Below are 25,948 nucleotides of genomic sequence, written 5' to 3'. Positions count from 1 at the left end.
GTTAGTCTTCCCTCATGGCGATTGAACCGGACACCAAGGACTGGACGTGGGTGCTTCAGCGTGCCTGCAACGAATGCGGTTTTGACCCCGCAGACTATCCGCCGCAGGCGATTTCCCAGCACCATCGGGACGCTTTCCCGCGGTGGCAGCGGGTGCTTGAGCGGGCGGACGCCAGCGAACGCGCGGACGAGAACGCCTGGTCGGGTCTTGAGTACTCGGCCCACGTGCGCGACGTGTACCTGCTCTTCACGGAACGCACCCAACTGATGCTGGATGAGGACGACCCGCAGTTCGAGAACTGGGACCAGGACCGCACCGCCGAGGAAAAGAACTACGCCGCCGAAGACCCCCGCCGGGTAGGCGAAGAACTTGCGACGGCGGGGGAGCGCTACGCGGCGCTGCTTGACACGGTCACCGATTGGGACCGGACCGGCCTGCGCAGCAACGGCTCGCGCTTCACCATCGGAACCCTGACGCAGTACGGCTGGCACGACGTCGTCCATCACCTTCACGACGTGCGCGGCTAAAAGCTGGCCTGGTGCAGGACTGGGCAGGAAGCTGACGACGACGGCTGCCGCCGTCGTCAGCCATGCCTTCTGCCGATCGGGGCTAGGGCTGTCCGCCTTGCCGCGCCCGGTCGAGGTGCTGTCGGGCGGCCTGCTCAAGGTGGGTCAGGTCGGAGGCGATGGTCACGAAAGTGAACCCCTGGGAGATCCGTTCGCGGGCGCCGTCGCCATCGCCGGTGATGATCCCCGGAATTTTGCCGGCCGCGCGTGCGGCGGACAGCACCCGTGAGATCGCTTCGTCCAGGGCGTCCTGCACCTGCGCGTCGTCCGGGGTGCGGCCGCCGAGGGCGAGGCCCAGATCGGAAGGGCCGATGTAGACGCCGTCCACACCCTCGACCGCACAGATATCCTCAACGTTCGCCAGCCCCTCCGCGGTCTCGATCATGACCAGGACCAGTACCGCGTCGTTTGCTTCCGTGGGGGCAGGGCCAACGCGCAGGCCCGAGCGCATTGGTCCGAAGGAACGAGCCCCGGCACCCGGATAACGGGCTGCTCGGACTGCCGCGCGGGCGTCGTCGGCCGTGTCCACCAGCGGCACAATGACGCCGCGTGCACCGGCGTCGAGCGCCTGACCGATGACCGCGGCGTCATTCGCTTCCACGCGGACGACCCCGGCAGGTCCGTGGGCGGCGTCGATCGCCATCAGGTTGCTGAGGATGCCCGAGTAACCCATGAGCCCGTGCTGGCCGTCGATGGTGATGTAGTCATAGCCAGTCATCGCCACACGCTCGTTTGAGATGGGCGAGTCCAGGACGGACCAGTAGCCCAGAACTACTTCATTATTCCGGGCCCTACAGACGACGTCTGCTGCTGGGTGGTTCATCGGTTTCCTTTCACTCTCCCGGGCCTGTGAAGTCGAAGGCAAACCTCTTCATCTGCTGATGCATGGGTCGTCCTTGATCCTGCCAGGTTCACTAGATGAACAATTCGTTTACTCACTGAACGGAAAGAACGTTAGAGTGGCGTAAGCCACATAGTCAAACGCGCTCGTGTTCGACGGCCGTAGGCCCCCCATTGAGTACTTCCCAACGTTGAGGAGAACCATGCCGTACGCCATGCAGATCAGCCGGGCCGGGGGCCCGGAGGTCCTCAAAAAAGTCCTATTGATCCCCACCAAGAAAGGACAGGTTGCCTGATGGCCATCGACATTGACGACCTTGCAGAGAAGCTGGTCCGCGCCCGCAATGAGGGAAAGCCGCTCGATTCCCTGGTCCCGGCAGGGACTGAAGGCACCGTCCGGGACGCATTCCGCATACAGCAGGAGGTGATCCGTCAGCAGGTGAGTGCCGGCGACCAAGTGGTCGGCTTCAAGCTCGGAAACATCGCGAAAGCAATGCAGTCCAAGTTCGGGGTGGGGCAGCCGGACTTCGGCTACCTCCTCGCCAGCCAGTTCTATCCGGAGAACTTGTCCCTGTCGGAGGCCAACTTCATCGAGCCCTTCGTGGAGCTTGAACCTGCATTCGTGCTGAAGGGGCCACTGGGCGGTGCCCATGTCACTGTCGCAGATGTCATCTCGGCAACTGACTATGTGCTGCCGTCGCTGGAGATCATCGACTCGCGAATCAAGGACTGGAAGATCGATATCTTCGAGACGCTCGCGGACTGCGGGTCAACTGGGGGGATCATCCTGGGCGGCCAGCCCCGGCAGCTCAGCCAGCTCAATCTGGCTGACACCGCCGGCGAGATCAGGATCAACGGGGAAGTGGTGGCAGAGGGGAACACCTCGGAAATCTACGGCAGCCCGGTTTCCGCGATCATGTGGCTCTGCCGCAGGGTCAGTGAGTTCGGCGTGGAGTTCCAGAAGGGCGACGTGATCCTGCCCGGTAGCTGCCTGGCCGCTGTCCGTCTCAGCTCCAACTCCCATGTCACTGGCAGCTTTGCTGGTTGGGGCGACGTGTCCTTCGAATACGAAGCTGCAGAGTAGCCCGAAGAAGAAAGCGAGGAAGGCCAACAAGCGCAGATGGGCGAAACCGGTACGGGAAGCGGAATGAGCTCCAACAGGTCGGTGGCGCGCGCCGTCAGCGTCCTGCGTGCGCTTGCCGCCAGTCCCAACGCCGCGACGGCGACCGACATCGCCAAGAAAGTTGGCCTTCCTCGCGCCACCACGTTCCGGCTGCTTCTCACTCTTGAAGAGGAGGGGTTCGTTGACCGCAACGATACCCAGTTCTCACTGGGATGGGATCTGGCGCGTCTGGCGCAGTCCGTTGATCCTGCCGCAGGCATCGTCGCCCGTGTGAGGCCAACTGCCGAAGAAATCGCGGACCGGCTGGGGGAGACGGTGACCCTGAGCGTTCGGAAAGGTGTTTATGAGCTCGACGTGGTCCTTCAGCAGTCACCTCGCTCGATCGGAGTGACCATCTCGGACATGAGGGGCATGAGGTGGCCGCTTCATGCATCAGCAACCGGGAAGCTGCTGCTTGCGGAACTGGAAGCGGACCAGGTGCGGCAGGTTACGGGGGAAACACTCGCCAGCTTCACAGCGCACACGATCAAGGATCACGAGCAGCTCCGCGCGGAGCTGGACCGCATCCGCGACCAGGGCTGGGCGAAGATCGATGACGAGCTGGAAGACGGCATCTTCTCCGTCTCCATGCCGCTACGGGACAACGTGGGGGAGATGTTCGCGGCGCTGGCGGTGGTGATGCCCAAACACCGCCTCGATCATGGCCACTTCGAGGGACATCAACTTCCCATCCTTCGCGACGGTGCCCTGCAGCTGCAGAAGCAACTCGCCTCGGGACCCGCAGGTTAAGGGCACCTGGTTCCTGCGCCGGGCTTAGTCCAACAGACTCTTGAAGTAGCGCGCAACAGGCCATTGTTCGAATCCGGCTTCTTCGTACGCGTGCCGGGCAGGGGCATGGCCGGGGTCATCGCCGGTTTCCACCAGCACCATGCTCATTCCTGCCTCGCGTCCAATTCTGAAGGAGTGCTCCATTAGCGCATGACCGATGCCCTTCCGCTGATGGACTGGGTCTACGGCCAGCACGTAGATTTCGATCCCTCACTGACGCAGTCCGGCATTGCAATGGGTTCAGTCATCGCCTGCGGATGAAGTATTCGGCCACCGAAAGGTTCAGCGCCCAACCGGCTCCCATGAGGAGTGCCCTGGTGGTGACATCCGGTGGGCTGGATACGAGTTCCGGTCCAATCAGGATCAGTGCCTGGGTTCCGGCGCCGAGGCCGGTGGCGTAGGCGCGGGTCATCCACGCCCCGTGCGAGCTGAAGTCGCGTCGGATGATGGTCCGGACACCAAGGATGAGGCTCAGTGTCATGGCGAATCCGAAGAACAGCCGAAAGGACAGCAGCAGTTGGCCGTCACTGGGCGGCAGGGTGTAGAAGAGGGTCATCCAGAGCCCCGAGATGGCGCTTAGGAGGCCCGCCGGGATAAGGATCTTTCCGGCGATTCGATGCCAGCTCCGCCTGCCCCGCAGGGATGGACTGAACTGGAACGCCCCAAGGAGCGAATAGACGACGGCGGCAACGATGTGAGCGACCACCGGCACCGGAGATTCGAAAAAGCGGGCATTCTGCTCCGTAAGCGGCGCGCCGCCGGTCAACTCCCCGAGCCGGGCGGCGCCCGCGAGCACGGGAATGAGGCTGAGGGAGATCAGCCCCGCCGGGATGAGCCAGCCGGGCACGCGTGGTCGTGCGAAGACTGGAGTAGCGGGATTGCCCTGGCTGATGGTGGCCATGTGGTGTCCTTCTCGGATCTGTTGGTGTACGGCGTACACCTTCTGCGATCAGAGTAGGTGTACGGCGTACACTAGTCAAGGACGATACGAGCACACGAAGGAGGGACCGGTGAGCAAGCAGGAGGCGCCCGCGGCGCGGACGCGGCTCAACCGGGAGCGTGTGCTCCAGACCGCCGTCGGTCTTGCCGATGCGGAGGGCGCTGAGCAGGTGAGCATGCGAAACCTCGCTGCGGAGCTCGGCGTCGTGCCCATGGCCCTGTACAAGCATGTGTCCAGCAAGGAAGAGCTGCTCGACGGCATGGTCGACGTCATCATCGGCGAAATCGAGCCGCCTCCCGTCGACGCGCCATGGAAGGACGCCGTGCGTGAGCGCGTCCTCTCGGCGAGAAGGGTGCTTCAACGGCACCGCTGGGCTCGCCGGGTCCTGGAGACCCGCACCAACAAGACGCCCGGCGTTCTTGCCTATATGGATTCGTTCATCGGCCTTTTCCTGGCTGCGGGCTTCTCGGTCGACCTGACTCACCACGTGATGCACGCGATCGGCAGCCGCATGTGGGGGTTCACCCAGGAACTGTTCGAGGACCCGCCCAGCGAGGAAGTACGTGAATTCGGCGAGGCGGAGCTGGCGATGATGGAGGAGATGGCGAAGCGATTCCCGAACATCATGCGGATCGCAACGGCCTCCGCGCACGAATCGGAGTCGGTGGTGGGTTCCGGGTGTGATGACCAGTTCGAGTTCGAGTTCGCTCTCGATCTGCTGCTGGACCGCATCGAACAGCTCCACGAGCAGGGTTGGTCATTCCGAACAGCCCGCTCGCGGTGACGCTAGCTCACAGTCAGTGCCGGTCCCGGCGCTCCTCGCCCGCTTGATCCACAGCAGTGGAACCTCCACCCGAGGAACGCGAGGCAGAGGACTCTGAAGCAGACTTGCCCGGACGGTAGCCGGCCATTGCTGCCCGGACGTCGCCCTCCTCATGCCCGCCCTTCTTCTTGCCTAACGGCAGTGCCTTGAGCAGCGGGTGGACGATCACCATCACGAGCAGTCCCCAGATGAGCCCCACAATGGCCGAGCAAAGGGTATTTACCAGCCAGGCCAGGAGACCGCCCACCACAGGGATAGCGACGAAGGGTTCCTCGAGGGAATGGACCAGGTCGTACAGCAGGTGCCAGCCGAGGTCATGCGTTCCCTGCAGCATGATGTGGCCGCCGACCCATAGCATGGCGATCGTGCCCACGAAGGTGATGGCTGCCAGCACCGCGGGCATGCCCTTGACGAGCATTTCGCCGAAGCGCTTGGAACCGGCTGATTCCTTGGTGGTCAGGTGCAGACCGATGTCGTCCATCTTGACGATAAGGGCCACGGCTCCGTACACCAGCACGGTGATTGCGATGGCGACGACCACCAGGATGAGCGCGCGCGTCCAGATCGATTCGTCAGCCACCTCGTTCATCGAGATGACCATGATCTCGCAGGAGAGGATGAAGTCTGTGGTGATCGCGCCCTTGATGACGCGGGCTTCCGCCTCGGGACCGCGCTCGACCGCCGGCTTCTTCTCGGCTTCATGGTGGCCGCGAAGCTTGTGCCACACCTTCTCGGCCCCCTCATAGCAGAGGTAGGTGCCGCCCAGCATGAGGATGAATGGGATCGACCACGGGGCGAAGGCGCTGACGAGCAGCAGCGCAGGCAGGATGATCAGCAGCTTGTTCCGGAGCGAACCCCAGAAGATCTTCTTGATCATCGGGAGTTCGCGCGCCGGGTCCCTCCCGGCGACATACTGCGGGGTGACGGCGGCGTCGTCAATGACCACACCGGCGGCTTTGGCGCCGGCCCTGGCGGCGCCGGCAGCGACGTCGTCCACCGAAGCGGCCGCGATGCGGGCGAGGGCCGCGACGTCGTCCAGGAGCGCGACCAGACCGCCGCTCACAATTCGCCCCCGTGCTGCTGCAGGGCGGATGGCTGGACCTGAAGACCTTGGTCGAGACGCACAATAAGCATGCTTGGAGTATAGGACGGCGGGCCGCCCGCTGGGTTCTTCTTCCCAAAAGAAGCAGGGCCGGGCATGTGCTGATCACATGCCCGGCCCTGCTGTTACCTAAAGGTGGCTTACGCAGCGACGTCGGCGGTAAGAGCAGAGAAGACGCCCTTGATCTGCTCCACGACCTCAGCGTCATCCTTCGGGTGGCTTTCCGCGAAACGGACCATGGAGCCCGGCACGGCCAGCTTGACGTCCTCAAGGACGCGGGCACCGGCAATGCCGGCCGCCTTGCGGGCCTCATCCTGTGCCCACACGCCACCGTACTGGCCGAAGGCGGTGCCGACGACGGCGGTGGGCTTGCCTGCCAGCGCACCCTCGCCGAAGGGGCGGGACAGCCAGTCGATCGCGTTCTTCAGTGCGGCGGGAACGGTGCCGTTGTGTTCCGGGGTTACCAACAACACGGTGTCGGCCTCAGCGGCGGCGGCACGCAGGGCGGCGGCTGCTGCGGGAACCTTGCCCTCGACGTCAATGTCCTCGTTGTAGAAGGGGATGTTGCCCAGGCTCTCGTGGATGACTACATCCACGTCCTCGGGGGCGTTGAGCTGAATGGCTTCAGCGAGCTTCTGGTTGGTGGATTCGGCGCGGAGGCTGCCGACGAGAGTAAGAACGGTGTTCTTGGGCATATCTGATCCTTTGGCTTTCGACGCTTGCACGCCGGCGGGATTTCTGGAGGCCAATGGCCTTTCCGAATATAACCGGACTCCGGTCCGCTTCTATTCCGGAAGGGCTAGAATGCCGAGTGTGAGCTTCGACCCACTCCTGCCTGGTGCTGCAGGAGCCCGCGCGCAGGAACGAAGCGATGCTGCCCGGAATCGTGAGCTGCTGCTCAGTGCCGCCCGACAGCTGGTAGGGGAGTGCGGCGTCGAAAGCCTGACCATGGGCCAGCTTGCCGAGCGTGCCGGGGTCGGCAAGGGCACTGTATTTAGGCGGTTCGGTAGCCGGGCCGGCCTCATGATGGCGCTGCTCCACGACGCCGAGGCGGAGTTTCAGGGCCGCTTCATGTTCGGGCCGCCGCCCCTGGGGCCGGGCGCGCCACCGCTGGAGAGGCTGGTGGTCTTCGGTGCCGAACGCATCCGCTATATCCTGACGTACGGGGAGCTCGTGCGGGCCGCCGAAGCATCCCTGCACAACCGCTTTGATGCTCCGCCCGCGGTGCTGTGGCGCCGGCACCTTGAGCACCTGCTGCGGCAGGCGGGGTTCGACGGCGACCCATGGGTGATGGCCTTGTCACTGGCCGCGACGTTAGACCCCGAGTGGGTGCTGCACGCTGTGCAGGAGCAGCACGTTCCACCCGAGCGGCTCGAGGAGACCTGGCGCCGGCTGGCCGTCGGCGTCGTTCGAGCAGCGGATCGATTGTGACCTGTACAGCGGACACAACTCGCGACAGACTGGCGCGGTGGGCAAGCTGACCTTCGCCATGAACGTGAGTCTGGACGGCTACGTCGCCGCGCCCGGCGGGGACCTCGGTTGGAGCGTACCGAGCGACGAGCTGTTCCAATTCTGGTCGGACCGGGTGGGAGCGACGGGTCTGGCGCTGTATGGGCGCAAACTGTGGGAGGGAATGAGTTCGCACTGGCCGACCGCTGACCAGCAACCGGGCGCTACTGCAGCTCACATTGAATACGCTCTCCGGTGGCGGAATATGCCGAAGGTGGTGTTCTCCTCGACTCTCAGCGCTGTCGACTGGAACGCCCGGCTGGTCACTGGCGACGCGGTCGCCGAAATCGCCCGGCTGAAGGCCGACGACGGCGCCTCCATGGACATTGGCGGTGCCACTCTCGCTGCGGCAGCCATGAGGGCAGGGCTCGTCGATGAATACTTGATGGTTACTATCCCTGTCCTGGTCGGCGGCGGTACTCCTTTTTTCACAGCCTTGGACAATTGGGTGAACTTGAGTTTGGTGGAGACCCGGACGTTCCCGGATGGTGTGCTCCTGACGAGGTACCAGACCAGGCACTAATTCAAGGCATGCATGAGTTCTTCACATCTAGCAGTGCACCCGTTGCGGGAACTTGTTGCCGGGTCGAGCGGGCAACGCTTAAGGCCTGAATGTCCGCAACAACCTGAGCCAGGGCCTGTTGCCTCTGGCCCTGCAATTTCTTCACTCTGCGCTCGCCGGGTTTTGCGTGTCTTCTAGTCTTCGAACCTCGACGGGCCTGAGGATACTGCAGAAGATCATCGATTTGAGGAAGGGTGCCTTGCAGGGGGTCGTGAAATATCGGAAGAGTCATCAGTCGATCGGATTCGGGTTGGTGCTTGAGACCCGTCGTCGAAGCCACGATGTTCCTACCAACTCTCGTTCATAAGTGGAGGGCTGCACCCAACTCGGGCACGCCACTGCATCGATCTAAGCGGAACGCTGGCAACCTGCTCAACGGACGAACCGATGGAATTAATCCGGTGAGCTGTGCACTAGTACAGCTGCTTTGCAATGCGGTGGCGGAGGGAAGGCAGTACCGGCCAAGGACGGGCCGCGAGTGTTGGTTGATGGCTGAATCGCCACCGGGGCTCAGCCCAGGTCCCCTCTTTGGCTCAGCCTCTCGATGTGATTAATCGAAGTGTGTTGCGGGTTTCGAATTTGCGTTGGAGTTGGCGACGATTTGTTCGGCGAGGTCACGAAGTTTGATGTTGCGGTGCGAGGACGCTCTGACCAGGACTGAGAACGCGTCGGTTTGGCTGCACTGACTTTGACTCATGATGATCCCGACCGCGATATCGATCGCTGTGCGTGATTCCATCGCTGCTTCCAAGTTCCCGGCACGCTCGCTGTGTTGCGCGATGCGCACGGCAAGGCGCAATGACCGGGAAGCCTCATTCGCATACGTCCTTGCGCGTTCTATCGCGGGTGCGGTGAACTTGTTCACCGCATCTGAGTACAGGTTCAAGGCAGCTTTCGCGTCTCCGGCCAGATCGAACGGGACCGCGAGGATCGAGCGCAGACCGTGCCCGGAAATGATCTCAGCGTAGTGCGGCCAGCGCTCTTCCCGGCGTATGTCCGGGACTTCAACAACGACTTGCTCGCGGGCGGCCGTTAGACAGGGACCGTCATTGAAGCTGTACTGGATCTCGTCCATTTTCCGGGCGTAGTCGCTGCTACTTCCCACTGTTGCACCTTCCCGATCCCGTAGCAGGGTAACACCACAAAGCACTTGTTCCCCGAGGCTCAGGGAGCGCACCGCGTGCTGACAAAGCTCGTCGAGGAACTGATGCACGTCGGAAGAATCGAGGATAGCCTCGTGAAGACGGTGGTTGTCGTTAGTATGCGAATCGGTGAGATCGCTACTCATCGCAGTGGGCTCCGGGTTTTTCCATGCAGAGCGGCATCAGGAAAAAGTTTTCGCGCCCGGAGCATCAGCTACGCAAGAGGGACAAAAACTAGCATCCATGATGGCGCAGCTAATTGTCGGCCGTCTGCTTAACCTTGCGCCCAGCTTATCGAATCAATTCCCGCTTTCGCACAGGCCACACGGCGAGGGATCGATCAGGAACCGCTACGCCGGCCTTCTGTAATTCAGCCGCCGGATCTGAAACGCTGCGAGCAAAGCGGCGACGACACCAAACCCAGTCGCCGTGACGAACGAGGGTAACGGCATGTTCCAGACAAGGGTGAGTCCGACCCCGAGATAGATGCTGGTCATGAGGCCTGCACCTAGAGCCCCAGCGCGACCACTGGGAAAGCTTTCCGGGGACGATATACGAGCCAAGCGCAGGCTGATCAAGGCGCCGACGCCTGTCATCAAACCTGCCAACGCACCAACAGGGATTCCGATCATGCCAAGGACGACCATTTGTATGAAGCCCAGCCATGAGGACCCGCGCTGTTGAGCGATGAGGTCCAACAGGGTCAATCCGGCACCTACAGATGCACCCAGCAGAGCGCCCGCCACCGCAGCCCGAAGTAACAGTGGCAACGCAACCGGCGCCACTACGAACCAGCCCCCATGCACGACACACTAATCCATCCCGGGATGACCGGATGCAGAAGGGCACTCCGACCGTGGCGCAGTGAGGGATTCCGAGTGGCCGCAAACTGAGGGCTGGCTGCTATTGGCCTTGCGGGGCTGGCTGCTTTGCGGTGTGGATTGAAACGAACGCCACGATCCCACAGCACAGCGCTACACCTATAGCTGCGAGGGAAAAGTAGTGTGCAAATGCGAGCAGTGTGTATGAGGCATATGCGAATAGAAGGACTGACAAGGCGCCAACCACGGATGCCAGTGTCAGCACCGATTGCCTTCGAGACGCGGGTTCAGGATCCTGGATCCACTGGGAAGAGTTCGTAAGGACTGCCCTGACGATCTGTATACCGAATGCCAGCGCGGTCAGAGTTATCAGGACAGCAATCAAGGCAGATGGAGATGTCTGCGAGAAAAAGCCGACTACGAGCATCAGAACGATGCTTCCTATCAGTGGCTCGGTCCGGACGTTCCCCATTGTCGTCATGTTGCCATGCTAACTACTTCCAAATCGACGTGATCGGACACCCCCGAGACACGGGCGGTGAGGGATGCATCGGTACAACTAGAGGCTGAGCCTGTGCATGCCGGTGCTCCCGTCGGAGTAGGTCACTGTGACATCGAGTCCGTTACTGGCGTCTTTGAGTTCGTCACCGGGTAGCCAGAGCGCGAAGTGGCCTCGGGCTACTGTGGCGGTTACTTCTCCCAGGGTTGGACTGTTGTAGGAGACGCCGATGATGTCGGTGCCGGCGATGCCGGCCGCCAGGGATATGTCACCGGCGCTCATGGTCCCGGTTCCCAGACTGAGGGCTTTTAGCTCTCGAGCGTTCAGGGTCGAGGGATCGGCGGCCCTGCCAATCGAACCGATCATGGCATTGCCGAAGAAGGAAGTGGAGTCATCGGTGATGCACATTGCGGAGAAGCCGTTTGGGCCACCGAGAACGACTGTGGTCCAAACGCCGCGCCGCTCGGCGATAGCGATATGCGCCAGGTCTAGGTCGTCCGCATACATGCCGTCGCCGGTGTCCCGCTGAGAATCCCGGCATGAATCGGCGGCTTCTGACTGATTGTGCTCGTCCTCTATGCTGGCCGGCTCTGCTGTCCAGCTTGCGAAAGCTGGATCGCTGCTTTGAGTAAGGGAAGGCACGACGGTGGCGGCTACGGTTGCTGCCGCCACCGCTCCTGCGATCAGGACAAACTTGCGCAGGGGCCGTGATTTCTGAGCCTGCGGGAAGGCAGCGGTAACCGGGTCTGTGTTGAGGATTCTGTGCAGATCAGCTCGGGCACGGGGTGAGTCGGCTCGGTGGGTTGTGCTGTCTGCGGGGTCCAGGGACCGAAGAATGGGGTCGATGTCGTGAAGTTTGGTCATCGTGGTGTCCTTCCGGCGAGTTCGGCTGGCAGGGGTGTCGCCTGTGGCAGGTGGTCGAGGTGGAGTTGAAGCGCTCGTCTGGCGCGACTGAGCCGGAGCCGGAATGCAACCGGCGAAATGCCGAGTACTGCAGCTGCTTGGGGGGCCGTGAGCTCCTCTAGGACCGCAAGGCTCAGCGCCTCTTGATGAACTTCGGACAAGCGGTGCCAGGCTCGAGCAAGATCGACCCGGGTTGCGGCCAGGTCCGCGCTGGAGTCGTCGGAGAAGGCCATCGCATCTGCAAGCCGGACCCCAAGCGCCTGGCGACGCAGCTCGCTCCGGTTGCTGTTCAACAGAATGTTCCTTGTGATGCCGTAGATCCATGCCCGCGCGTCGTCCTGATCGTTCGGCACGTCATTCAACCGGCGCCAGACAACAAGGAACGCGTCTGCGACGACGTCTTCCGCATGATCTGGGTGCGCTCGGCGCTGCACGAACCGGATCAGATCCGAATAAGCGGATTCGTACAGCGCTCGGAAGGTTTCCTCCCGGTCAGGGGGGCGCGAAGCTTGGCTCATAACCGATACATGTCCGGAAGTAGTAGAAGTGTGTCTCAAGTGACCCAATCTTCCTACCGTCAATCCTGAAGAAACGGGATGCAGCGAAAACTAGGGCGCGCCTCACCGGCTGTGGCGGCCAACCTGGCCCGAGGCGCCTAAGACAATGCGTTCGCAAGAGAAAGCGCGACCCGCTGCCCTGAGAAACGGTGGGCCGCGGAATGCTGGCTCAGTCAGACGCACGGTGCAGGATCCCTCATCGCACCCGCACTTCAGGGTGCTGGCCACGCGGCCGACAGGCAGTCTTAGACCGGCCAATAATTGACGTCCATCGTCCGCATATCGTTATGCACATCCAGTATCAAACACGGTCATCTCGTGGTGCACTGGCAGCACTACATGTACAAGTGCTTGGTGGAGATCGATCATGGGAGTTCGTCGACGGCTGCTCGCTCTGACAGTGCTCTGTGCCTTCACTCTTACTGCCTGCGGCTCAGGACAAGTCGCAGGCACGAATGGATCAGATACCGTTATTCTTCTCATCTCTGAATCAGAACGGGACGGCAAGTCGGGGCCGGAGGCGCTATTTCGGGGCGTTCTTCGCGTCGGAGACGATAACTGCCTTCAAGGACATGCCCTCGACGGGAAAGTCTTCAACATCGAGTTCCCGGCAGGTACGCATTTCAATGAGGCAGGAGCCCTCGACATGGGCTTCGCGACAGTCACCATCGGGGACGAAATCTCCCTCGGCGGCGGATACAGCGAGAGGCCGGAGCTAACGGAGTCCCTTCCTGAATCCTGCAGGACTGGCACCACATTCCGCGTTTACTCGGCCTGAGTGCGACTGGCGTTCCCTCCACAGCACACACTTAGGCCATCCCTCACCGAACAGTGCTCATGAAACCTGACAAGCGGCAGGGTAGGGCGATCATGTTTCCGCATCCAGTAATGTCGTTATTGCGGGAGAGGGAAAAACTGTGCGCCTTGAGGATTTCGTGGAAGAGGCACGACTATGGAACCGCGATCCCGCGCCACAGTCGGATGCGTTGGTCAAGAAGCTGCGCTCCTTGGCTCCCGAAACGATCATCGATCTCTACCAGCAAGCCCTGCAGCGCGCTTCGGACGTGTATGAAGAATGGAATGCAAGGCCTGAACCGAGGGCCCTGTTCACTGCGAAGCACGTAGACGATCAGGGGAGTAGCCCGCAGGATCCTTTCCCTGGGGCACCACCGCTGTTGGGGCGCTTCCCGAAGTCGGTTCCGTCCGACTACGAGCAGTGGATTAGGGGTTGGTGCTTGTATCAGGTTCTCGCCGGCAACACTCCTGTACCGGATGACCAATTCGAACCCCGGACCGGTTGGCCGGATGTGATGGAGTACTTCACCGGCATGATCGGCATCAAGAGTTTTCACCATGACTTCCAATCGGCATACGAACGCAGCACCGACACTCTATGGCCGCTCTCTCCCCGTGAGGAGGATCGAGAGTTCCTGATCTATGGTGAACAGCGCGAGCACGCTCCATATCCAGTACAGCTCTACCGTGCGACCGCCCGCGAAGTAACCATGGACTTGAACGAGTCCGCCACATGGCGACGCTGGTGGCTAAGTGGACCTCTACGTTCGCTTGAGTTCGGCATCGCTGAGACTTACGCACTCTACCCAGGCGCAACCGCCATGCACACAAGTGCTACCCCTACCTCCACCCGAATGAGAAAGCTCGGCCTGACCGTGACGACAACCGTCATCCCAAATCTCGACCGGATTCTAGAAGCCGGAGAGGCTGATGTCCGCCAGTTGGTCATCACGGATCTGGACGTCATGTTCCACAAAGTACACAACAAATACGGTTTCACCGTCGAACTGCCCAAAGCCGAATAGAGCGACCGCCGCTCGAGCTATCCTTTTCCGTCGCTCAAGCTGACCCCTCACCGCGCGCCCGAGGTTCAGAAGCCTAGACGCCGAAGCCACCGTTTGTTCGATCGTCTGTCTACTTCGCGCTCTACTTGGGCCGGCGGTAGGAGCTCGGTGAATTGTTCACTTAGCCGCTGCATCAAGCTCAGATACGCCGTCTTATCGAAGGTGAACCGTTGACGCTCGAACAACCAGGGTTGTGGTGGTTCCTCGGTGTAGCCGTCTTGCCAGCCGAAGTCTTCCCAGATGACCGTGTCAGCTTCGATTGCGATGCGGGCGCTCACTGTCCCGCAGTCGACATCCCCACAGACAGGGCAGAGGAGGAGAGCGACGCGGCCGTCCTTGAACTCTCCTGGCGCGGCGAGCGTGAGCCGGTTGATTTGTTCGATAGCTGCGTGAGGCCAGTCAGCACGCAGCAATGTGGCCTCCTGCTCGATTGCCGCCAAGTCGGTCCCGGCCCGCAGCGTCTCCCGCAGGAGGTGCCCGTCGATTGCGAAATCCATGAACTGTTGAGGGGCAGCTAGCCCCTCATACTCAACCTCCGCCGGCACGACGCTCAGCGCATTCAGCTTCTCCACCCGATCAGTATGCGGCGCCTCTCACGCTCGAACTGCTACAACTGCCGTATGGGATGGCTCGATAAATGGTTTGACGAAACGGACTGGCCGAAAGATCCGAACCTCGACGTCTTCCGGGAAGCGGTGTGGGAACTGTCGCTGAACGGCGAATCCGCGGGATGGCTCACCACCTCAGTCATGCCTATGCGGTCCTTTCCCTTCATGTGGTTGAAACAGGAGCAGATGTGGACACAGGTGCACTGGCTCGATGGGACACACGAATATCTCGAGGAGGACTACGGCCCCGAATGGCCGATAGCGAAGGACCTACGGAATGGGCGCCTAGTTACCACTGACCCTCGGACAGGCCAGGACGTCACCTTCGAAGCAACGGCCGTCACCCGGCATGACCGCGATCAGCTCTGGGCGCAGCTAAAACATGGCGCAGAACCACAGGTTCGAAACGCATAGCCCCCTTCCGGGCGACGTCGAATCCACTCCCTCATCGTCCGCATCCCGGGTGGTATCGCTACAGTGGTCGAGAAGTCAGGTGAGTAGTAGTGCGATCTACCGGGGGAGACGATGGGACGCTCTGATTTGGTGGTCATTGAGAACGAGCCGCACCCCGATGGTTCGCTCCATAGCTGGAGCGAGAGAAGACTGATACGGGATTCGTTCGATCACGTACTGTTCAGTCTTTCCGCCGTTATTTACTTCGGGAAGAGTCAGGGAGCGATTGAGAAAATTGCTTTCCAGGAGCATCTGAGCGAGGAGGATTTGAGCGTCCTTCGGGCTACCAATGAGATCGCGCAGACTCGCTATTTTGAACCCGTTGTAGATCTCAGTGAGACGCGTCCCCTGCTTCACCCTCACGTACTGAAGGCCATCCGGGAGATGATCGATCAAGGGCTATGGGGCAGCCGGCCGCCCTGGCGAATTTTCTGACCATCTTCCAATTCGCTTGAGTCATCCCAGGGATCGCACACGTGAAAGTGCTGCTCGAGTATGTTGAAGGTTGCCGACAAGCTTCAACGACTAGCGACTTCGGCTATCCGGTAGTTGATGTAGTTTTCGACCGCACTGCGATCAAGCCGGTCCTGCACGAAGGCTAGGTGCCGGTCTCCGCGTTTGAAACGTTGGTCTGTCTCCCTGAAGATTGGGAAACAAACCCTCAGCCACAATTCATCACCGATGGGCATCGCGGCAGAAGGTAGGAACCGGCTGAAGCGGCCAAGGTGTTGACCTAGCACTCCGAGGAGCCGGTCCTCGGTGACCAGCTGAGCTGAGAAGACCGTGGCCCATGCATCTCCGCTTCGACCGAAAGATTCTCCTGAGAAGATGCGCTTGTCTTCCTTCTCGGTGATCCATTCGGGAACGGACGGTATTCACATTCCTCGCGTATCTCAGCGATCCTGATCGGCATGTCACTATCATCTCGCCGGTTGAGGCGGTCTTGTACATAATCCCTCACCGCTCAAACAGAAAACGTGCATTGTGATGTTTGCCCGCTAATATCTTGGTCTGGCTACGGATACGGCAATGGAGGTAGCGCCGATGCTAGAAGGCGCTATGACCATGCGACCTCAGCTGATTACGCGTATAGCCATGTTCGCGTGCACCGTCATATTCCTTGCGGTCGCCTTGTTCGATCCTGCGATCGGTTCGATGTTTGAGTCGGCACCCGATCTCGCATTCTTCGTGCTGATCATTGGTCTCCTTCTGGTGTTCAGCTGGCGGAACTGGCGCTTAGGCGTCCGCGTTTCGCCCACACACGTCAAAATCCTTGGCTTCTTGCGTGACCGCACCGTCGCCCGGTCAGCAGTTGTCGATGTGACCAGTACCGGTTACCTTGCCTGGCAAAAGGCGAACGGAGACATCCGATTGTCACCAATCCTGGCCTTCATGGATATGGGTGGGATGGCCTCAATGGTGCTGCGACATAACGATCGGAGCCTGGCACTACTGCGGAACGAGCTTGTAGGTGACAACGCAATCGACGTCGATCCTGTAGGAGAGGACCGACATTTCGATCCGCCGAGCTACATCCGTCCGCGCCGGAAAGAAGGGCCACCAAAGCATTCCGGAGGGAGGATGCCTCTCAAGGACACGTTGCTTGGAGCAGCGATGATGACTGGTCTCCTGACCGCGACCGCTCTTTCGGTCTGGCTCGTCATCGAACCCGCGCTCTGGCTGTCGGGCATCTCCAACACTCCCGGGCGGCTGCGCATGATCTACAGCAGCACCCCTTATTCCCGGGACGACGCCGAAGCACTCCTCATACCCCATACAGCCTTAGCTGTATTCCTCGTCTGGTTAACCGGAAAGCGGCTTTACTCCCTCTTCCCTCGCAGACGCTAACTCGTGCCGCCCACAATCCATCCCTCACCGAACGCGTCGTTAGCGCTATCGTGATGCGTATTTCCTGTGGGCTAGGGTCATTGCTGTGACCAGCCTGAGCCTCCATCCTTGCTTGAAAGGAAGAAATGGAATCCTCTGATCTCGCTCGCGTAGAGCAGCAGATTGATGAGTTCGCACTTCAGCAACGAGCAGGAGAAGCGGCCGAACAATTGATCCGAATCGTTCAAAGCACCCCTTACGAGGACCTGGACTCAGAGATCGCCAAGTTGCTCGATTGCACCCCTCTAGAAGCGAGGAATGTCCGCCACCTGTCACTTGACCGGCTCTCGCCCTACAGGATCGCCAAGATCAGTGCTGAATTGGAGAGCCTGCGCCGCCGCTACGCCGGCGAGGAATAACAGCAGCTTAGAGAAACGTAGGATCCCTCACCTGACATCCAGGACTATGGCGAGATTCACTCGGCACCTTTCTCGAGTGCGAGGGTGGTTGCCTTGCTTCTGAGCGCGAGCACTGTTGCGATGAATGCAACTGAGGTGACCAAACCGAATAACATCGCCGGCCCGCCGACCTTTGCGACGGAGCCGGCGTGTACGCAGATACCGGCGAAGATCAATGCCATGAGACAAAGGCATGCCATCCCGATGTTGGTCCAGGGCTTCGCTTTCCTGACCGGCTCCCTTTCACCTCCTTCGGCGGCGAGGAGCTGCCAGGCGGCAAGCAGGGCAACCTCAAAGAAGGCGAGAGCGACTACGACCGCGAGGACGTACGGCGCCTCCAGATGTGCAACCTCGGGGAAGCGCTCGGCGTAGTCAGACGCGAGCTGCGGAACGATCACGGCTTGAGCCAAAACCGCTCCGACAGCAAGTGCTCCGAGCAGGATGCGGGCGAGTGCCACTTGGTGTCTGCTCATGCTGCATCCAACTCGACCATCGGCAATAAAGCACGTCTGTGTGCCATGACAAGCCAGCCCCCCAAGGTTTGAACAGCCGATCACAAACGGGCTCCTTACGAAGCTACTCGCTGAATTCAGGAGGAGCTAGGTATCCGCTGAACCGTGATTCACCTGTAACTGCAGCCGGACCACCGGGATCCTTCAACGCGCAGTTGCACCGGTTTGTCGAAGGTGTCGGGCGCGTTTGAGATTCCGACTACTTCTAGGGCTACCTCGTTCGCGTCCTTAGATCTTTGTCGTCACGGCGTGTAGACGTTCGATGCTGGTGCGCAGTTGTTCGGCTGTGGCAACGGGGCTGCCGATTTTGACCAGGCCGCTGGGGGTGTGTGCCAGGAGGGTGGGGTAGCTGTGGACGCCGAGTGCGGCGGCTTGTTCCTGTTCGGCGAGGGCTGTGTCGCGTGTCTTGGGGTCGAGGAACAGGCGGGTGACGAGTTCGGTGTCGAGGCCGTGCTCGGCGGCGATGCGCTGGTAGGCGGTGACGCCCGAGAGGCTTAGTCCGTCGCGGTAGAAGGCGCGCTGCATGGCTCCTGCCATTTCCACGTCCCTGCCTCCGGATGCTTCTTTCAGTGAGACCAGGCCGGTGCCGGCGTCGTCGGAGTCCATGACGAAAGAGCCGTCTGCGAGGGCGGCCTGGTAGGCGGGTCCGAATTGGACTCCGGTGAGGGCGCTGATCCGCTCGTTGGCTTGAGGGATGTGCGGCATCTCGTTCATGCTGACGGCGTGGAAGAGTCCGCCGCTGATGACGGTGATGTTGATGTCGGGGTCCTGTGCGAGTTCATGGAGCGCGGGGCCGAACCCGTAGCACCATCCGCAGTAGGCGTCGAAGACGTAGGTCAGTTGCGTGCTGGTCATTGTTTCTCCAGGAGGGCTTGTGTTCATGGGAGTGCAGGTGGGACCGTTTCGGCCCCACCTGCCGTGCCGGTTCAGCCCCGGCGGTGTGTGCCGTTAGTTTGCGGCGGTGAAGCGCGCCCGAGGGTAGGCGGGGCTTTCGATCTCATCGAGCATGGCCACGGCGTAGTCCTGGGTGGAGATGCTGTCGCCGGCGGGCGTGTCGGTGGCAGTGGTGTACTTGCCGGTGCGCTCACCCGGGGTAATCAGTGGTGCCGGGGCGAGCATGGTCCAGTCCAGGGCCGCGGGGGCGTCCTGGAGGGCGTCGTAGGCGGCGGCGAGGGTCAGGGCCTCGTTTTTGTACGCTGCGGGGAAGTCGGGGCTGTCGACCAGTCGGGCGCCGTCGATCTTCAAGGCCCCGGCCCCGCCGACGACCATCAGCCGGGTGCCTGCGGCGTTGGTGTAGGCGGAGTTCATCGCGGAAAGCCATTCCTCGTGGCTGCCTCCGGTGCGGCTCGGTCCTGTTGCCAGCACGACGACATCGTGTCCGTTGGCCACTTCAGTGAAAGCCTCGACGTCAGCCAGGTCTGCACCATGAGCCGTGGCCCCGGGGACTTCGGTGGCCTTGCGGGAAATGGCGGTTACCTCGTGGCCTCGGCTCAGAGACTCGGTCACGATCTCGCGGCCGATCATACCGGTGGCTCCATATACGGCGATCTTCAAGGGTGCTCTCCTCAGGGTAGGGATTGGTTGCTGTTTTCGATGCACCATGAGAGTATCTTTTGGATACTGATCGCTTCAAAGGTACTGAGGAACCTGATGGATACTAATGGAATGGCGGTGAGCATTTTTGACCCGGGGTGCCCCTCGCGTGTCATCTTCCAGCGCATTGGGGACAAGTGGGCTTCCCTTGTGATCCAGGTGTTGGCAGACGGGCCGGTCCGATTCAGCGACCTCCGAGGCATGGTCAGCTCCGTGACACCGAAAGTACTCACCCAGACACTCCGAGCGCTGGAGCGTGACGGGCTCGTCACCCGCACGGTCCACCCACAGGTGCCACCGCGAGTCGACTACGAACTCACCGAGATGGGCCGGTCCCTTCTGGGCCCGCTCGCGCAACTACGGGACTGGGCAGAACACCACGTCCCCACCATTCTGGAGGCACGCGACAGGTATGACAGCGCACGCGACGAGGCCATCCTCGCAGGCGATTAGTCGAACCGCCCAGAATTCTCGGTGGCTCGCCAACCGCTAACCAGCGTTGGATCCCTCAACGGGCAGGTGAAGTGCCACCGCCCTGACCGCACTTCTTGCGTGCGAAACTGCACAGCACACCTGTACCTCACCTTCCGTGGCATCCGCTACGCCAGGGAAATTGCGCATTCTCCTAGAGCACCGAAGTTGCAGGATCTGCGCAGCACATGTGATGCCGGGTCCTTCCACTCCTCAATGCTGCTGAGCAACGATTGGGCCGCGGTCCATAACGGTTCGCTTACGTGATCATTTTGTGCTGTTGACTAGGGCCTTTCCCCGGTAGCGTCCGCTTTGGGGGATGCAGCACAGCAGGGTCATTTGCCTCGGCGATTCTCCGCCACCACACCTATCCGCTTCTTCACGAAAGTACGCCCTTGTCCAAGCTGACATCCGTCACCAGTCTCGCTCTGGCCGTAGCCCTTCTCGCAGGTTGCGGCAGCGCCCCAGCCGAAGAACCCAACACCCGCGCTGCATCGTCGGAATCCGCGTCTCCGTCGACTACACCTTCACCGGAGCCCACCGAGAAGACCAACACTCCCGAGCCCGAATCGGCACCCGAACCGGCACCCGAACCGACTCCCGAACAGGAGCCCACCGAGACGGCCGAGACGCCGGAGGAACCTGTCCCGACCATCGAGCCGCTGCCGGTAGGGCCGCACGACCCGTTCGTGCCGCCGCCGCACGGAGAGCCGAACCCGGAGTTGCCGCCTGTGAACCAGACGCCGCCGCAGACGGTCGGCCCCAATCTGCCACACAGCGACCCCGCCTATTTCCTGAACCAGACGATTGAGCCACTCCCGAACTCAGTGCCGACGCCATCGCTGTCCATGCAGCGAGGTGGCACCCTTACCGTTGTCGGCGGCGAATATGAGCCGGCGGAGCAGGTCTACGTCATGCTCGGTAAGCCACAGACGGACTACAACTACATCCAGGGCTCACCTATCGCAGTTGCCGACCAAAATGGGCTCATCAGCTTCCCGATCAGCGTCAGCACAGAACTGCCGGTCGGGGACTACGTGGTCATGATCGTCCCGGTGAATACTCACGAGACGGTGGAAGACGCCAACAAGAAGTGGTACAACATCACCCTCACCGTCTAGCGCGGAGGCCCGCTGAAACGAGGCGAGTGCCTCCCGCCGCCTCGCGGCAGCGGTCGAGGAGTCCCACGGTAAAGACCGTAAATCAGCCACAAGCACTTTCGGAGCCCGGCCGCACAGAGAAGTAAGTGCGGCCGGGCTTTCAGTTTCGTGGACCCAGAGAGGCCTAATCAAAAAAGATGAGTAAGAAAGCCAGATCGGCAGACCGATCTTTCTGGCCGAGCATGCCATCAGGATTGATTGAAGCGCAGAGCGTGCCCGACCAGGGCGGTCCGCTCCTCGGCGGATACAACAATGCGTTGCAAGCTTGGGCAGCTACGCATCCAGAAGTCGACCGTGCCGACCAACATCATCAATAACCGATTGCTCTGGGAACATCGATGAGTTGCACCCCATTCAGGAGCGATCCTTCAGCGGGCATGGCGCGGTTCGGGCTTTTGGGCTCGGTGCGCCTCGTAGACTCCTGGCATGCGTGATTTTGAAACTGTTCATGCTGAACCGCGCAACGTACTTCGCTCACCGAAGTATCGCGTCAATTTCTGGCAAGGTTCGCACATTGGATCTTGGAACCTCGACGGACACATACTGGTCGATGCCCAGGACCTCACGGAAGTTCTCGGATGGGTGGAGGAGAACGCGCATGGGCGTCAATTTGAGCTGTTCGTGGAGCTCGACGACGAACCTAACGAGTCATTCCAGCACCCAAGAAGGAGCAAGCTCGTTCGGCTTATCGGAGATGATCCGAACGCAGCCTAAGGATGGCATCCGGCTCGCGGAGTCGATCCCTCAAAGCCCAGCAAATTAGCGATCCTTCTCCTCAGAAGTGGGTGTTCTCTCTTCTTCCTCCGCCTCTTCATATCTGAAGACGTAGGGCAGTCGTCTAATCTCCCTGATTGATAGGACGATGCCTACAGGAGCGATAACAAGGACCCCTAGTGCTATCAGTGCGTGATCGCGGGTTGGTTCCTGAAAGTAAAGCAGAGGGGCAACGATTAGGGCACCTATACAGCCCAGGATGCCGACGGTGAAGATGTACCGGCCACGTCGTACATACGGATGAACCCAGTCCTTCATTTGCCCCCTGCTTTCAATGCGCGCCCAATGGGCAGAGCTTATCCACCAGAATGCTCAGTGGCGACGGTTCCGCTTGGAGCTCGACCATCACATCCCGAAATCGATAGACCAGGAGCCGCTCCACTAGGGCTACTCAACCTCCGAAAAAGAACCTGCTCAACAAATAAATTCCGGGCATAAGAGGACGTGGGTAAGCGCAACCTGCCTTTTGCGTTCCTGGTCGATCCCTCTCCGCACACGATGGAGTGAAGCCACAGGATGCTCAGAGAGGGAAGGCTCTGATGGTGTCCTTTTTACGTTCAATACCCCAGACAGATACAGATCCATCCTGTCTCTGGACGGCTACGGATCGCTGGACCTTCAGAATGTTCACGTCAGCTGGATACCGTTCGCTGGTGTGAGCGAAGAATGCGGTAGCGAAGCGTTCGTTGATCAGCGGCCCGAGCTTCTTTTGCAATCTCCACTGATAAACGAGGCATCCCACGAAAAGCACAAAGGGGATTAGCCCTAGGGTGCGCAGAGGTAGGTCTGCCATCTCGGGAGGGCCGTATAGGCCGAATCCCCATGTAACCCAGAAGACGACGAAAAGCACAAAGGTAGCTACCGCGACTGCCCTGGATTTCCGCGCCTCGGGAAAGGGGACAGAGAAAGCGGCACTGCGGTTCTCCAAGTGGCACTCCAAAGTCGCGATTAGTCGTTGACGGTCAGACTAGAGCTGAATGTCACCGTCCAACAGTGCCATTCATCAGGACCAGGCGCTTGCGACCAGCAGATACTCCTAACGACTTGCCAATCCTCCATCGCTCGCCCCCGGCGATGGACAACCTGGAGCTTGTAGGTGCGGCTCGATCATGCACCGGATGGGCGATCGGGATGCTGCGGATTCCTACCGCGCTCCCGCCAGTACTCATTTCGCTGCCATAAGGAGAAGCGGGCTACCAAGGTAACGAAAACAACCGTGCCGACTGCGAGGACGGCCACCTTGACCCAAACCCATGGTTCGGATCCGATCGGCAAAAAGCTGAAGATGAGTAGAACGAGTGCCCAGACTGCTCCGAAGTAGGTAAGCCGCCGGATTCTGCGCTTCAAATCAGGGCTGGCGCTTGCTGCTGCGCGCGTTCGTCGAGGTTCAGCTGGCATAAGTGAACTGAAGCATGCAGATCAAGGAAACGGTAGGGCACCGGCACCCTCACATCGGATCCTCCACCGCGCGATCCAATTTCGGCCCGACTGTCACCAATCGCGACCTATCATCGTCAAATGATCAAGGTTGTGAAGTGGCTGATCACTGTGGCCTTACTCGTCGGTTTGATAGTTCTTGTCGAGCGCTTGTGGGGATCGGAACCGGCCGCTTTGCTCGGCACCTTGATTGCAGTCTCCATCGGCGTATCGCTTGGCATCACCTGGGGAAGCAGACGAGCAGATGAAACGGACGAGTATCGTCAGAAATGGTTATCCCGTCGACGGGATAACCCGGAAGATCAGGACGGCAACCCGGCATAGGTTGCTGTAGGCATCCCTCAAAGTGCAGGCTCTTCAGCGGGCTAACTCAACCGAGGATTGTCCAGTTGAGGCATCTTCAGGTCGAACGAGTGATTGGAGCTCACTTCTTCGAGCAGTTGCAGCACGTCTTCTGCAGCTACAGCCCGGACGTCGTGGTCTCCATTCGCGTTCGCGATTCTGTCGCGGCTTGGAGTTAGGACCGCGGTGACGGCTAGCCCGGTTCTGCTCAAGCTGATCTCCGTGGGTACGTTTCCCTCGAGCATCTGATCAGTCTCCACAATGCCGAACTCCAATGACGTCAGAGGACCGCTCATCCACCACGTTCGCCACTGTTTACATCCATTGATGTGGGCAGTGAGTTCACGAAGGCTGGCCCGGTATAGCTGAATGGGTTCTAGGGAATGTTCCTGTTGTTCTTGGTAGAAGAGGAAGGCGACACCCTGGCGTGGTTTCAACGGCCATGATTGCCCGGTTCGTTCCTCGTACGCATCGCGGAAGCCATCCAGCAGGCCAGGTCCCATCATGCCCTCGAAGTAGTCAATGATCTGCAGGGGCGGTAATCCGTTGTCGAAGTGTCCGTCCTCCGGGTCGAGGTTGCCCAGGAGAACCTGATGGATGCACCAACCCCAGAGCCACTCGTCATAGCTGGGCCCGGCACTAGGGGTGAAGCCACCGACCATGGGCGGCGCGCCGCCTGCCCGCCCGTTTCCCGATGCAAAGGCCATCGACATCTGGCTCTCGAACAACCTTCGTGGACCTTCTCTGTCCTGCCATTTGCTGCGAATCCGTTCGGCGGCTTCCGTGACTGCTTCGTGAAGCTGAACGATCGACTCCGGCTCCTGAGCGAGTAGAAACTTGGACAAGGCACGCTGCTTGGCCCCAGGATCTCGACGGGCTAGACGCGTCTTCTTGGCCATCTCCTGCAGATCCAACAAAAAGCTCCTCACCTAAACCGAATTTCAACGAGTGTAAGCTTCGCGAGCCGCTTTAGAGCAGGATCCTTGAGCGCGCAGGTGCTGGAGGACCGGATTTGGTGCCGGGTGCTTGGTTATTTGCTTGTTGAGGTATTCGGGTTTTTTCTGCGTTGATCCCTCCACTGCGACAGGCGCCAAATGGCAGTAGCTGTGATGAATGAAGGAAGTAGGACGACGAGGGGGCCTCGCGATATGGCTAGGGGACCGAAAACACCCCACAGGACCGCCGCGCCCACAAACCAGGCGACTACTACTCGCCCGCTGATCTTTGGAGAAACTTCCTCGCCACTTGCCCTGCGCTGCTTTAGTTCCCGCCAAGCTGCTCTCCCAAGAGGAACCAGAACGAATACCACTGCGGTCACAACGATCACCGAGGCGACGAAGGACGAAACGCCAAGCAGCTGCAGCAGGAAGTGAGCTACAGGGGCTGCGAGCAATAGTAGGAAAATCAACCAGCCCCAGAATCGTCTCCGATGTTGAGGTAGTTCGTCCCAAGTTCTGTTGTCTCGGGTTCCCTCAGATCCTGTATTTCCGCTCACTGCGCCTCCCCATGGCTACTTGTGCACCCACATCGGAGATTACATTGCGCAGGTTGCCGTTGAATGCAGTGTCCGGCGCTCATCCTCCACCGTTCTGCCCTAAGCGCCGTGTCTCTGGGATACCTTTGGGGAACGGCGGTTAGTGAGCACATGGGGGTGTGGCGTGAAGTTTCGGCGATTCCTGATGGCGAGTATCTTCCTGGGTGCAACTGCTTGCGCGGCAGCCGACTCAACCTCGCCTGGCCCATCCCCGGAGTCTCTCGCTCCCACAGCCCCGCGGGAGGCTCCCACCATGGGGAACCATCGCTCATTTCAAGTAGGGGAGGGGGTACCCGCCGATGAGCAGGTATCCCTTGCGGCGAGCGAGTTAAGCGGCGCGTTGCAAGAGGACGAACGACTCGCCTCTGTAGAAGTAGTAGACGGGACGAAGGTCGTCATTCACTGGGATGGTCCTGTCGACGCTCAGCTGCAGAGCATATTGGCGCGCTTCCCGGATGTGCAGATTGCCGTTGAACGCACTACCTGCTCCCCAGGATCTGTACGAGCCAAGGGGGAGGAGCTGATGAAGTCGGATCCGGCGATAAATGGCTTCGCCCTCGCCCCCGATGGATCAAGCGTCGAATTACTGCTGGACCGATCTCTTGAGTCAGACAATGAAATCAACAGCCTGGAACGCTCGTACGCCAAAACCCTCGGATGCCCCGTCAAAATACAGTTCGGCGAAATAACACCCGCCTGACAGCG

Annotated in this window: 31 protein-coding genes; 17 read left to right on the top strand and 14 right to left on the bottom strand. The window is 60.5% G+C overall.

Annotated elements, in window-relative coordinates; genetic code table 11:
• Nucleotides 1-14: 14 nt before the first annotated feature.
• Nucleotides 15-527, top strand: coding sequence for a DinB family protein (locus GC088_RS12865; RefSeq protein WP_323959390.1), 513 nt, complete (start codon nt 15-17; stop codon nt 525-527).
• 82 nt (nt 528-609) lie between these two features.
• Here GC088_RS12865 and GC088_RS12860 read toward each other — a convergent pair whose 3' ends face one another.
• Entirely contained in the window at nt 610-1,389 is a 780-nt protein-coding gene (locus GC088_RS12860) for an HpcH/HpaI aldolase family protein (RefSeq protein WP_323959389.1), read from the bottom strand.
• 312 nt (nt 1,390-1,701) lie between these two features.
• Here GC088_RS12860 and GC088_RS12855 point away from each other — a divergent pair, with 312 nt between their 5' ends.
• The gene (locus tag GC088_RS12855; RefSeq protein ID WP_323959388.1) at nt 1,702-2,490 is read left to right on the top strand and encodes a 2-keto-4-pentenoate hydratase; all 789 of its coding nucleotides are present in this window, start codon (nt 1,702-1,704) and stop codon (nt 2,488-2,490) included.
• A 63-nt stretch (nt 2,491-2,553) separates the two neighbouring features.
• Complete coding sequence (locus tag GC088_RS12850; protein ID WP_323959387.1) at nt 2,554-3,318, top strand: IclR family transcriptional regulator; 765 nt, start codon at nt 2,554-2,556, stop codon at nt 3,316-3,318.
• A gap of 24 nt (nt 3,319-3,342) precedes the next feature.
• Here the strand turns inward: GC088_RS12850 and GC088_RS12845 are convergent, their stop codons facing one another.
• A complete protein-coding gene (locus GC088_RS12845; protein WP_323959386.1) occupies nt 3,343-3,501 on the bottom strand; it encodes a hypothetical protein in 159 nt (52 codons plus the stop codon).
• A 100-nt stretch (nt 3,502-3,601) separates the two neighbouring features.
• Entirely contained in the window at nt 3,602-4,258 is a 657-nt protein-coding gene (locus GC088_RS12840) for a DUF2306 domain-containing protein (RefSeq protein WP_323959385.1), read from the bottom strand.
• A gap of 109 nt (nt 4,259-4,367) precedes the next feature.
• On the opposite strand from GC088_RS12840, the gene GC088_RS12835 reads away from it, so the two are divergent.
• On the top strand, nt 4,368-5,081 hold the full coding sequence (locus tag GC088_RS12835) for a TetR/AcrR family transcriptional regulator (RefSeq protein ID WP_323959384.1): 714 nt from the start codon (nt 4,368-4,370) through the stop codon (nt 5,079-5,081).
• Between the two features lie 13 nt (nt 5,082-5,094).
• Here GC088_RS12835 and GC088_RS12830 read toward each other — a convergent pair whose 3' ends face one another.
• Together GC088_RS12830 and GC088_RS12825 are read right to left on the bottom strand one after the other, a co-directional pair.
• Complete coding sequence (locus GC088_RS12830) at nt 5,095-6,183, bottom strand: DUF808 domain-containing protein (RefSeq protein ID WP_323959383.1); 1,089 nt, start codon at nt 6,181-6,183, stop codon at nt 5,095-5,097.
• A gap of 179 nt (nt 6,184-6,362) precedes the next feature.
• Nucleotides 6,363-6,917, bottom strand: a complete 555-nt coding sequence (locus tag GC088_RS12825) for an NAD(P)H-dependent oxidoreductase (protein WP_323959382.1) — start codon at nt 6,915-6,917, stop codon at nt 6,363-6,365.
• A gap of 109 nt (nt 6,918-7,026) precedes the next feature.
• Between GC088_RS12825 and GC088_RS12820 the strand changes: the two genes are divergently transcribed.
• On the top strand, nt 7,027-7,653 hold the full coding sequence (locus GC088_RS12820) for a TetR/AcrR family transcriptional regulator (protein WP_323959381.1): 627 nt from the start codon (nt 7,027-7,029) through the stop codon (nt 7,651-7,653).
• A 37-nt stretch (nt 7,654-7,690) separates the two neighbouring features.
• Complete coding sequence (locus GC088_RS12815; RefSeq protein ID WP_323959380.1) at nt 7,691-8,254, top strand: dihydrofolate reductase family protein; 564 nt, start codon at nt 7,691-7,693, stop codon at nt 8,252-8,254.
• Nucleotides 8,255-8,843: 589 nt separating this feature from the next.
• Here GC088_RS12815 and GC088_RS12810 read toward each other — a convergent pair.
• From GC088_RS12810 to GC088_RS12800, 3 genes are all read right to left on the bottom strand, one after another.
• The gene (locus GC088_RS12810) at nt 8,844-9,581 is read right to left on the bottom strand and encodes a GAF and ANTAR domain-containing protein (protein WP_323959379.1); all 738 of its coding nucleotides are present in this window, start codon (nt 9,579-9,581) and stop codon (nt 8,844-8,846) included.
• 1,234 nt (nt 9,582-10,815) lie between these two features.
• The gene (locus tag GC088_RS12805; protein ID WP_323959378.1) at nt 10,816-11,619 is read right to left on the bottom strand and encodes a hypothetical protein; all 804 of its coding nucleotides are present in this window, start codon (nt 11,617-11,619) and stop codon (nt 10,816-10,818) included.
• The gene (locus GC088_RS12800) at nt 11,616-12,176 is read right to left on the bottom strand and encodes an RNA polymerase sigma factor (RefSeq protein WP_323959377.1); all 561 of its coding nucleotides are present in this window, start codon (nt 12,174-12,176) and stop codon (nt 11,616-11,618) included. The genes GC088_RS12805 and GC088_RS12800 overlap by 4 nt, the downstream gene beginning before the upstream one ends.
• Before the next feature lie 406 nt (nt 12,177-12,582).
• Here GC088_RS12800 and GC088_RS12795 point away from each other — a divergent pair, with 406 nt between their 5' ends.
• Together GC088_RS12795 and GC088_RS12790 are read left to right on the top strand one after the other, a co-directional pair.
• Nucleotides 12,583-12,993 carry a hypothetical protein gene (locus GC088_RS12795; RefSeq protein ID WP_323959376.1) on the top strand — a complete coding sequence of 137 codons (411 nt, stop codon included), beginning with the start codon at nt 12,583-12,585 and terminating at the stop codon, nt 12,991-12,993.
• A gap of 139 nt (nt 12,994-13,132) precedes the next feature.
• Complete coding sequence (locus GC088_RS12790; protein ID WP_323959375.1) at nt 13,133-14,035, top strand: hypothetical protein; 903 nt, start codon at nt 13,133-13,135, stop codon at nt 14,033-14,035.
• Nucleotides 14,036-14,100: 65 nt separating this feature from the next.
• Here GC088_RS12790 and GC088_RS12785 read toward each other — a convergent pair whose 3' ends face one another.
• Nucleotides 14,101-14,646: a hypothetical protein gene (locus GC088_RS12785; protein WP_323959374.1), complete on the bottom strand. Its 546-nt coding sequence runs from the start codon at nt 14,644-14,646 to the stop codon at nt 14,101-14,103.
• A 48-nt stretch (nt 14,647-14,694) separates the two neighbouring features.
• Between GC088_RS12785 and GC088_RS12780 the strand changes: the two genes are divergently transcribed.
• The 4 genes from GC088_RS12780 (at nt 14,695) to GC088_RS12765 (ending at nt 17,381) form a co-directional block, all read left to right on the top strand.
• The gene (locus tag GC088_RS12780) at nt 14,695-15,096 is read left to right on the top strand and encodes a hypothetical protein (RefSeq protein ID WP_323959373.1); all 402 of its coding nucleotides are present in this window, start codon (nt 14,695-14,697) and stop codon (nt 15,094-15,096) included.
• A 111-nt stretch (nt 15,097-15,207) separates the two neighbouring features.
• Nucleotides 15,208-15,570 carry a hypothetical protein gene (locus GC088_RS12775; protein ID WP_323959372.1) on the top strand — a complete coding sequence of 121 codons (363 nt, stop codon included), beginning with the start codon at nt 15,208-15,210 and terminating at the stop codon, nt 15,568-15,570.
• 624 nt (nt 15,571-16,194) lie between these two features.
• Nucleotides 16,195-16,983 (top strand): hypothetical protein, encoded by a 789-nt coding sequence (locus GC088_RS12770; protein ID WP_323959371.1) that lies wholly within the window; start codon nt 16,195-16,197, stop codon nt 16,981-16,983.
• A gap of 125 nt (nt 16,984-17,108) precedes the next feature.
• The gene (locus tag GC088_RS12765; RefSeq protein ID WP_323959370.1) at nt 17,109-17,381 is read left to right on the top strand and encodes a hypothetical protein; all 273 of its coding nucleotides are present in this window, start codon (nt 17,109-17,111) and stop codon (nt 17,379-17,381) included.
• Nucleotides 17,382-17,437: 56 nt separating this feature from the next.
• On the opposite strand, the gene GC088_RS12760 is transcribed toward GC088_RS12765, so the two are convergent.
• The 3 genes from GC088_RS12760 to GC088_RS12750 all read right to left on the bottom strand — a co-directional run bounded on the left by GC088_RS12760 (nt 17,438) and on the right by GC088_RS12750 (nt 19,486).
• A complete protein-coding gene (locus tag GC088_RS12760; RefSeq protein ID WP_323959369.1) occupies nt 17,438-17,893 on the bottom strand; it encodes a DUF2975 domain-containing protein in 456 nt (151 codons plus the stop codon).
• A 267-nt stretch (nt 17,894-18,160) separates the two neighbouring features.
• Nucleotides 18,161-18,787 (bottom strand): DsbA family protein, encoded by a 627-nt coding sequence (locus GC088_RS12755; RefSeq protein WP_323959368.1) that lies wholly within the window; start codon nt 18,785-18,787, stop codon nt 18,161-18,163.
• Nucleotides 18,788-18,880: 93 nt separating this feature from the next.
• Nucleotides 18,881-19,486: an NAD(P)-dependent oxidoreductase gene (locus GC088_RS12750; protein WP_323959367.1), complete on the bottom strand. Its 606-nt coding sequence runs from the start codon at nt 19,484-19,486 to the stop codon at nt 18,881-18,883.
• A 111-nt stretch (nt 19,487-19,597) separates the two neighbouring features.
• Between GC088_RS12750 and GC088_RS12745 the strand changes: the two genes are divergently transcribed.
• From GC088_RS12745 to GC088_RS12735, 3 genes are all read left to right on the top strand, one after another.
• Nucleotides 19,598-19,978, top strand: coding sequence for a winged helix-turn-helix transcriptional regulator (locus tag GC088_RS12745; RefSeq protein ID WP_416377464.1), 381 nt, complete (start codon nt 19,598-19,600; stop codon nt 19,976-19,978).
• Nucleotides 19,979-20,391: 413 nt separating this feature from the next.
• Nucleotides 20,392-21,117 carry a hypothetical protein gene (locus GC088_RS12740; protein WP_323959365.1) on the top strand — a complete coding sequence of 242 codons (726 nt, stop codon included), beginning with the start codon at nt 20,392-20,394 and terminating at the stop codon, nt 21,115-21,117.
• Between the two features lie 465 nt (nt 21,118-21,582).
• Nucleotides 21,583-21,870 carry a hypothetical protein gene (locus GC088_RS12735; RefSeq protein ID WP_323959364.1) on the top strand — a complete coding sequence of 96 codons (288 nt, stop codon included), beginning with the start codon at nt 21,583-21,585 and terminating at the stop codon, nt 21,868-21,870.
• A 45-nt stretch (nt 21,871-21,915) separates the two neighbouring features.
• Here GC088_RS12735 and GC088_RS12730 read toward each other — a convergent pair whose 3' ends face one another.
• Nucleotides 21,916-22,188, bottom strand: coding sequence for a hypothetical protein (locus tag GC088_RS12730; protein ID WP_323959363.1), 273 nt, complete (start codon nt 22,186-22,188; stop codon nt 21,916-21,918).
• A 1,260-nt stretch (nt 22,189-23,448) separates the two neighbouring features.
• Between GC088_RS12730 and GC088_RS12725 the strand changes: the two genes are divergently transcribed.
• On the top strand, nt 23,449-23,691 hold the full coding sequence (locus tag GC088_RS12725) for a hypothetical protein (RefSeq protein ID WP_323959362.1): 243 nt from the start codon (nt 23,449-23,451) through the stop codon (nt 23,689-23,691).
• Between the two features lie 41 nt (nt 23,692-23,732).
• Here GC088_RS12725 and GC088_RS12720 read toward each other — a convergent pair whose 3' ends face one another.
• Nucleotides 23,733-24,623 carry a hypothetical protein gene (locus GC088_RS12720; RefSeq protein WP_323959361.1) on the bottom strand — a complete coding sequence of 297 codons (891 nt, stop codon included), beginning with the start codon at nt 24,621-24,623 and terminating at the stop codon, nt 23,733-23,735.
• A gap of 873 nt (nt 24,624-25,496) precedes the next feature.
• Here GC088_RS12720 and GC088_RS12715 point away from each other — a divergent pair.
• Nucleotides 25,497-25,943: a hypothetical protein gene (locus GC088_RS12715; RefSeq protein WP_323959360.1), complete on the top strand. Its 447-nt coding sequence runs from the start codon at nt 25,497-25,499 to the stop codon at nt 25,941-25,943.
• Nucleotides 25,944-25,948: the final 5 nt, after the last annotated feature.

The organism is Arthrobacter sp. JZ12, from assembly GCF_035189165.1.
Lineage (GTDB): Bacteria > Actinomycetota > Actinomycetes > Actinomycetales > Micrococcaceae > Arthrobacter_D.
The sequence above is the reverse complement of the archived record's forward strand: the minus strand, read 5'-3'. Positions and strand labels throughout refer to the sequence as shown.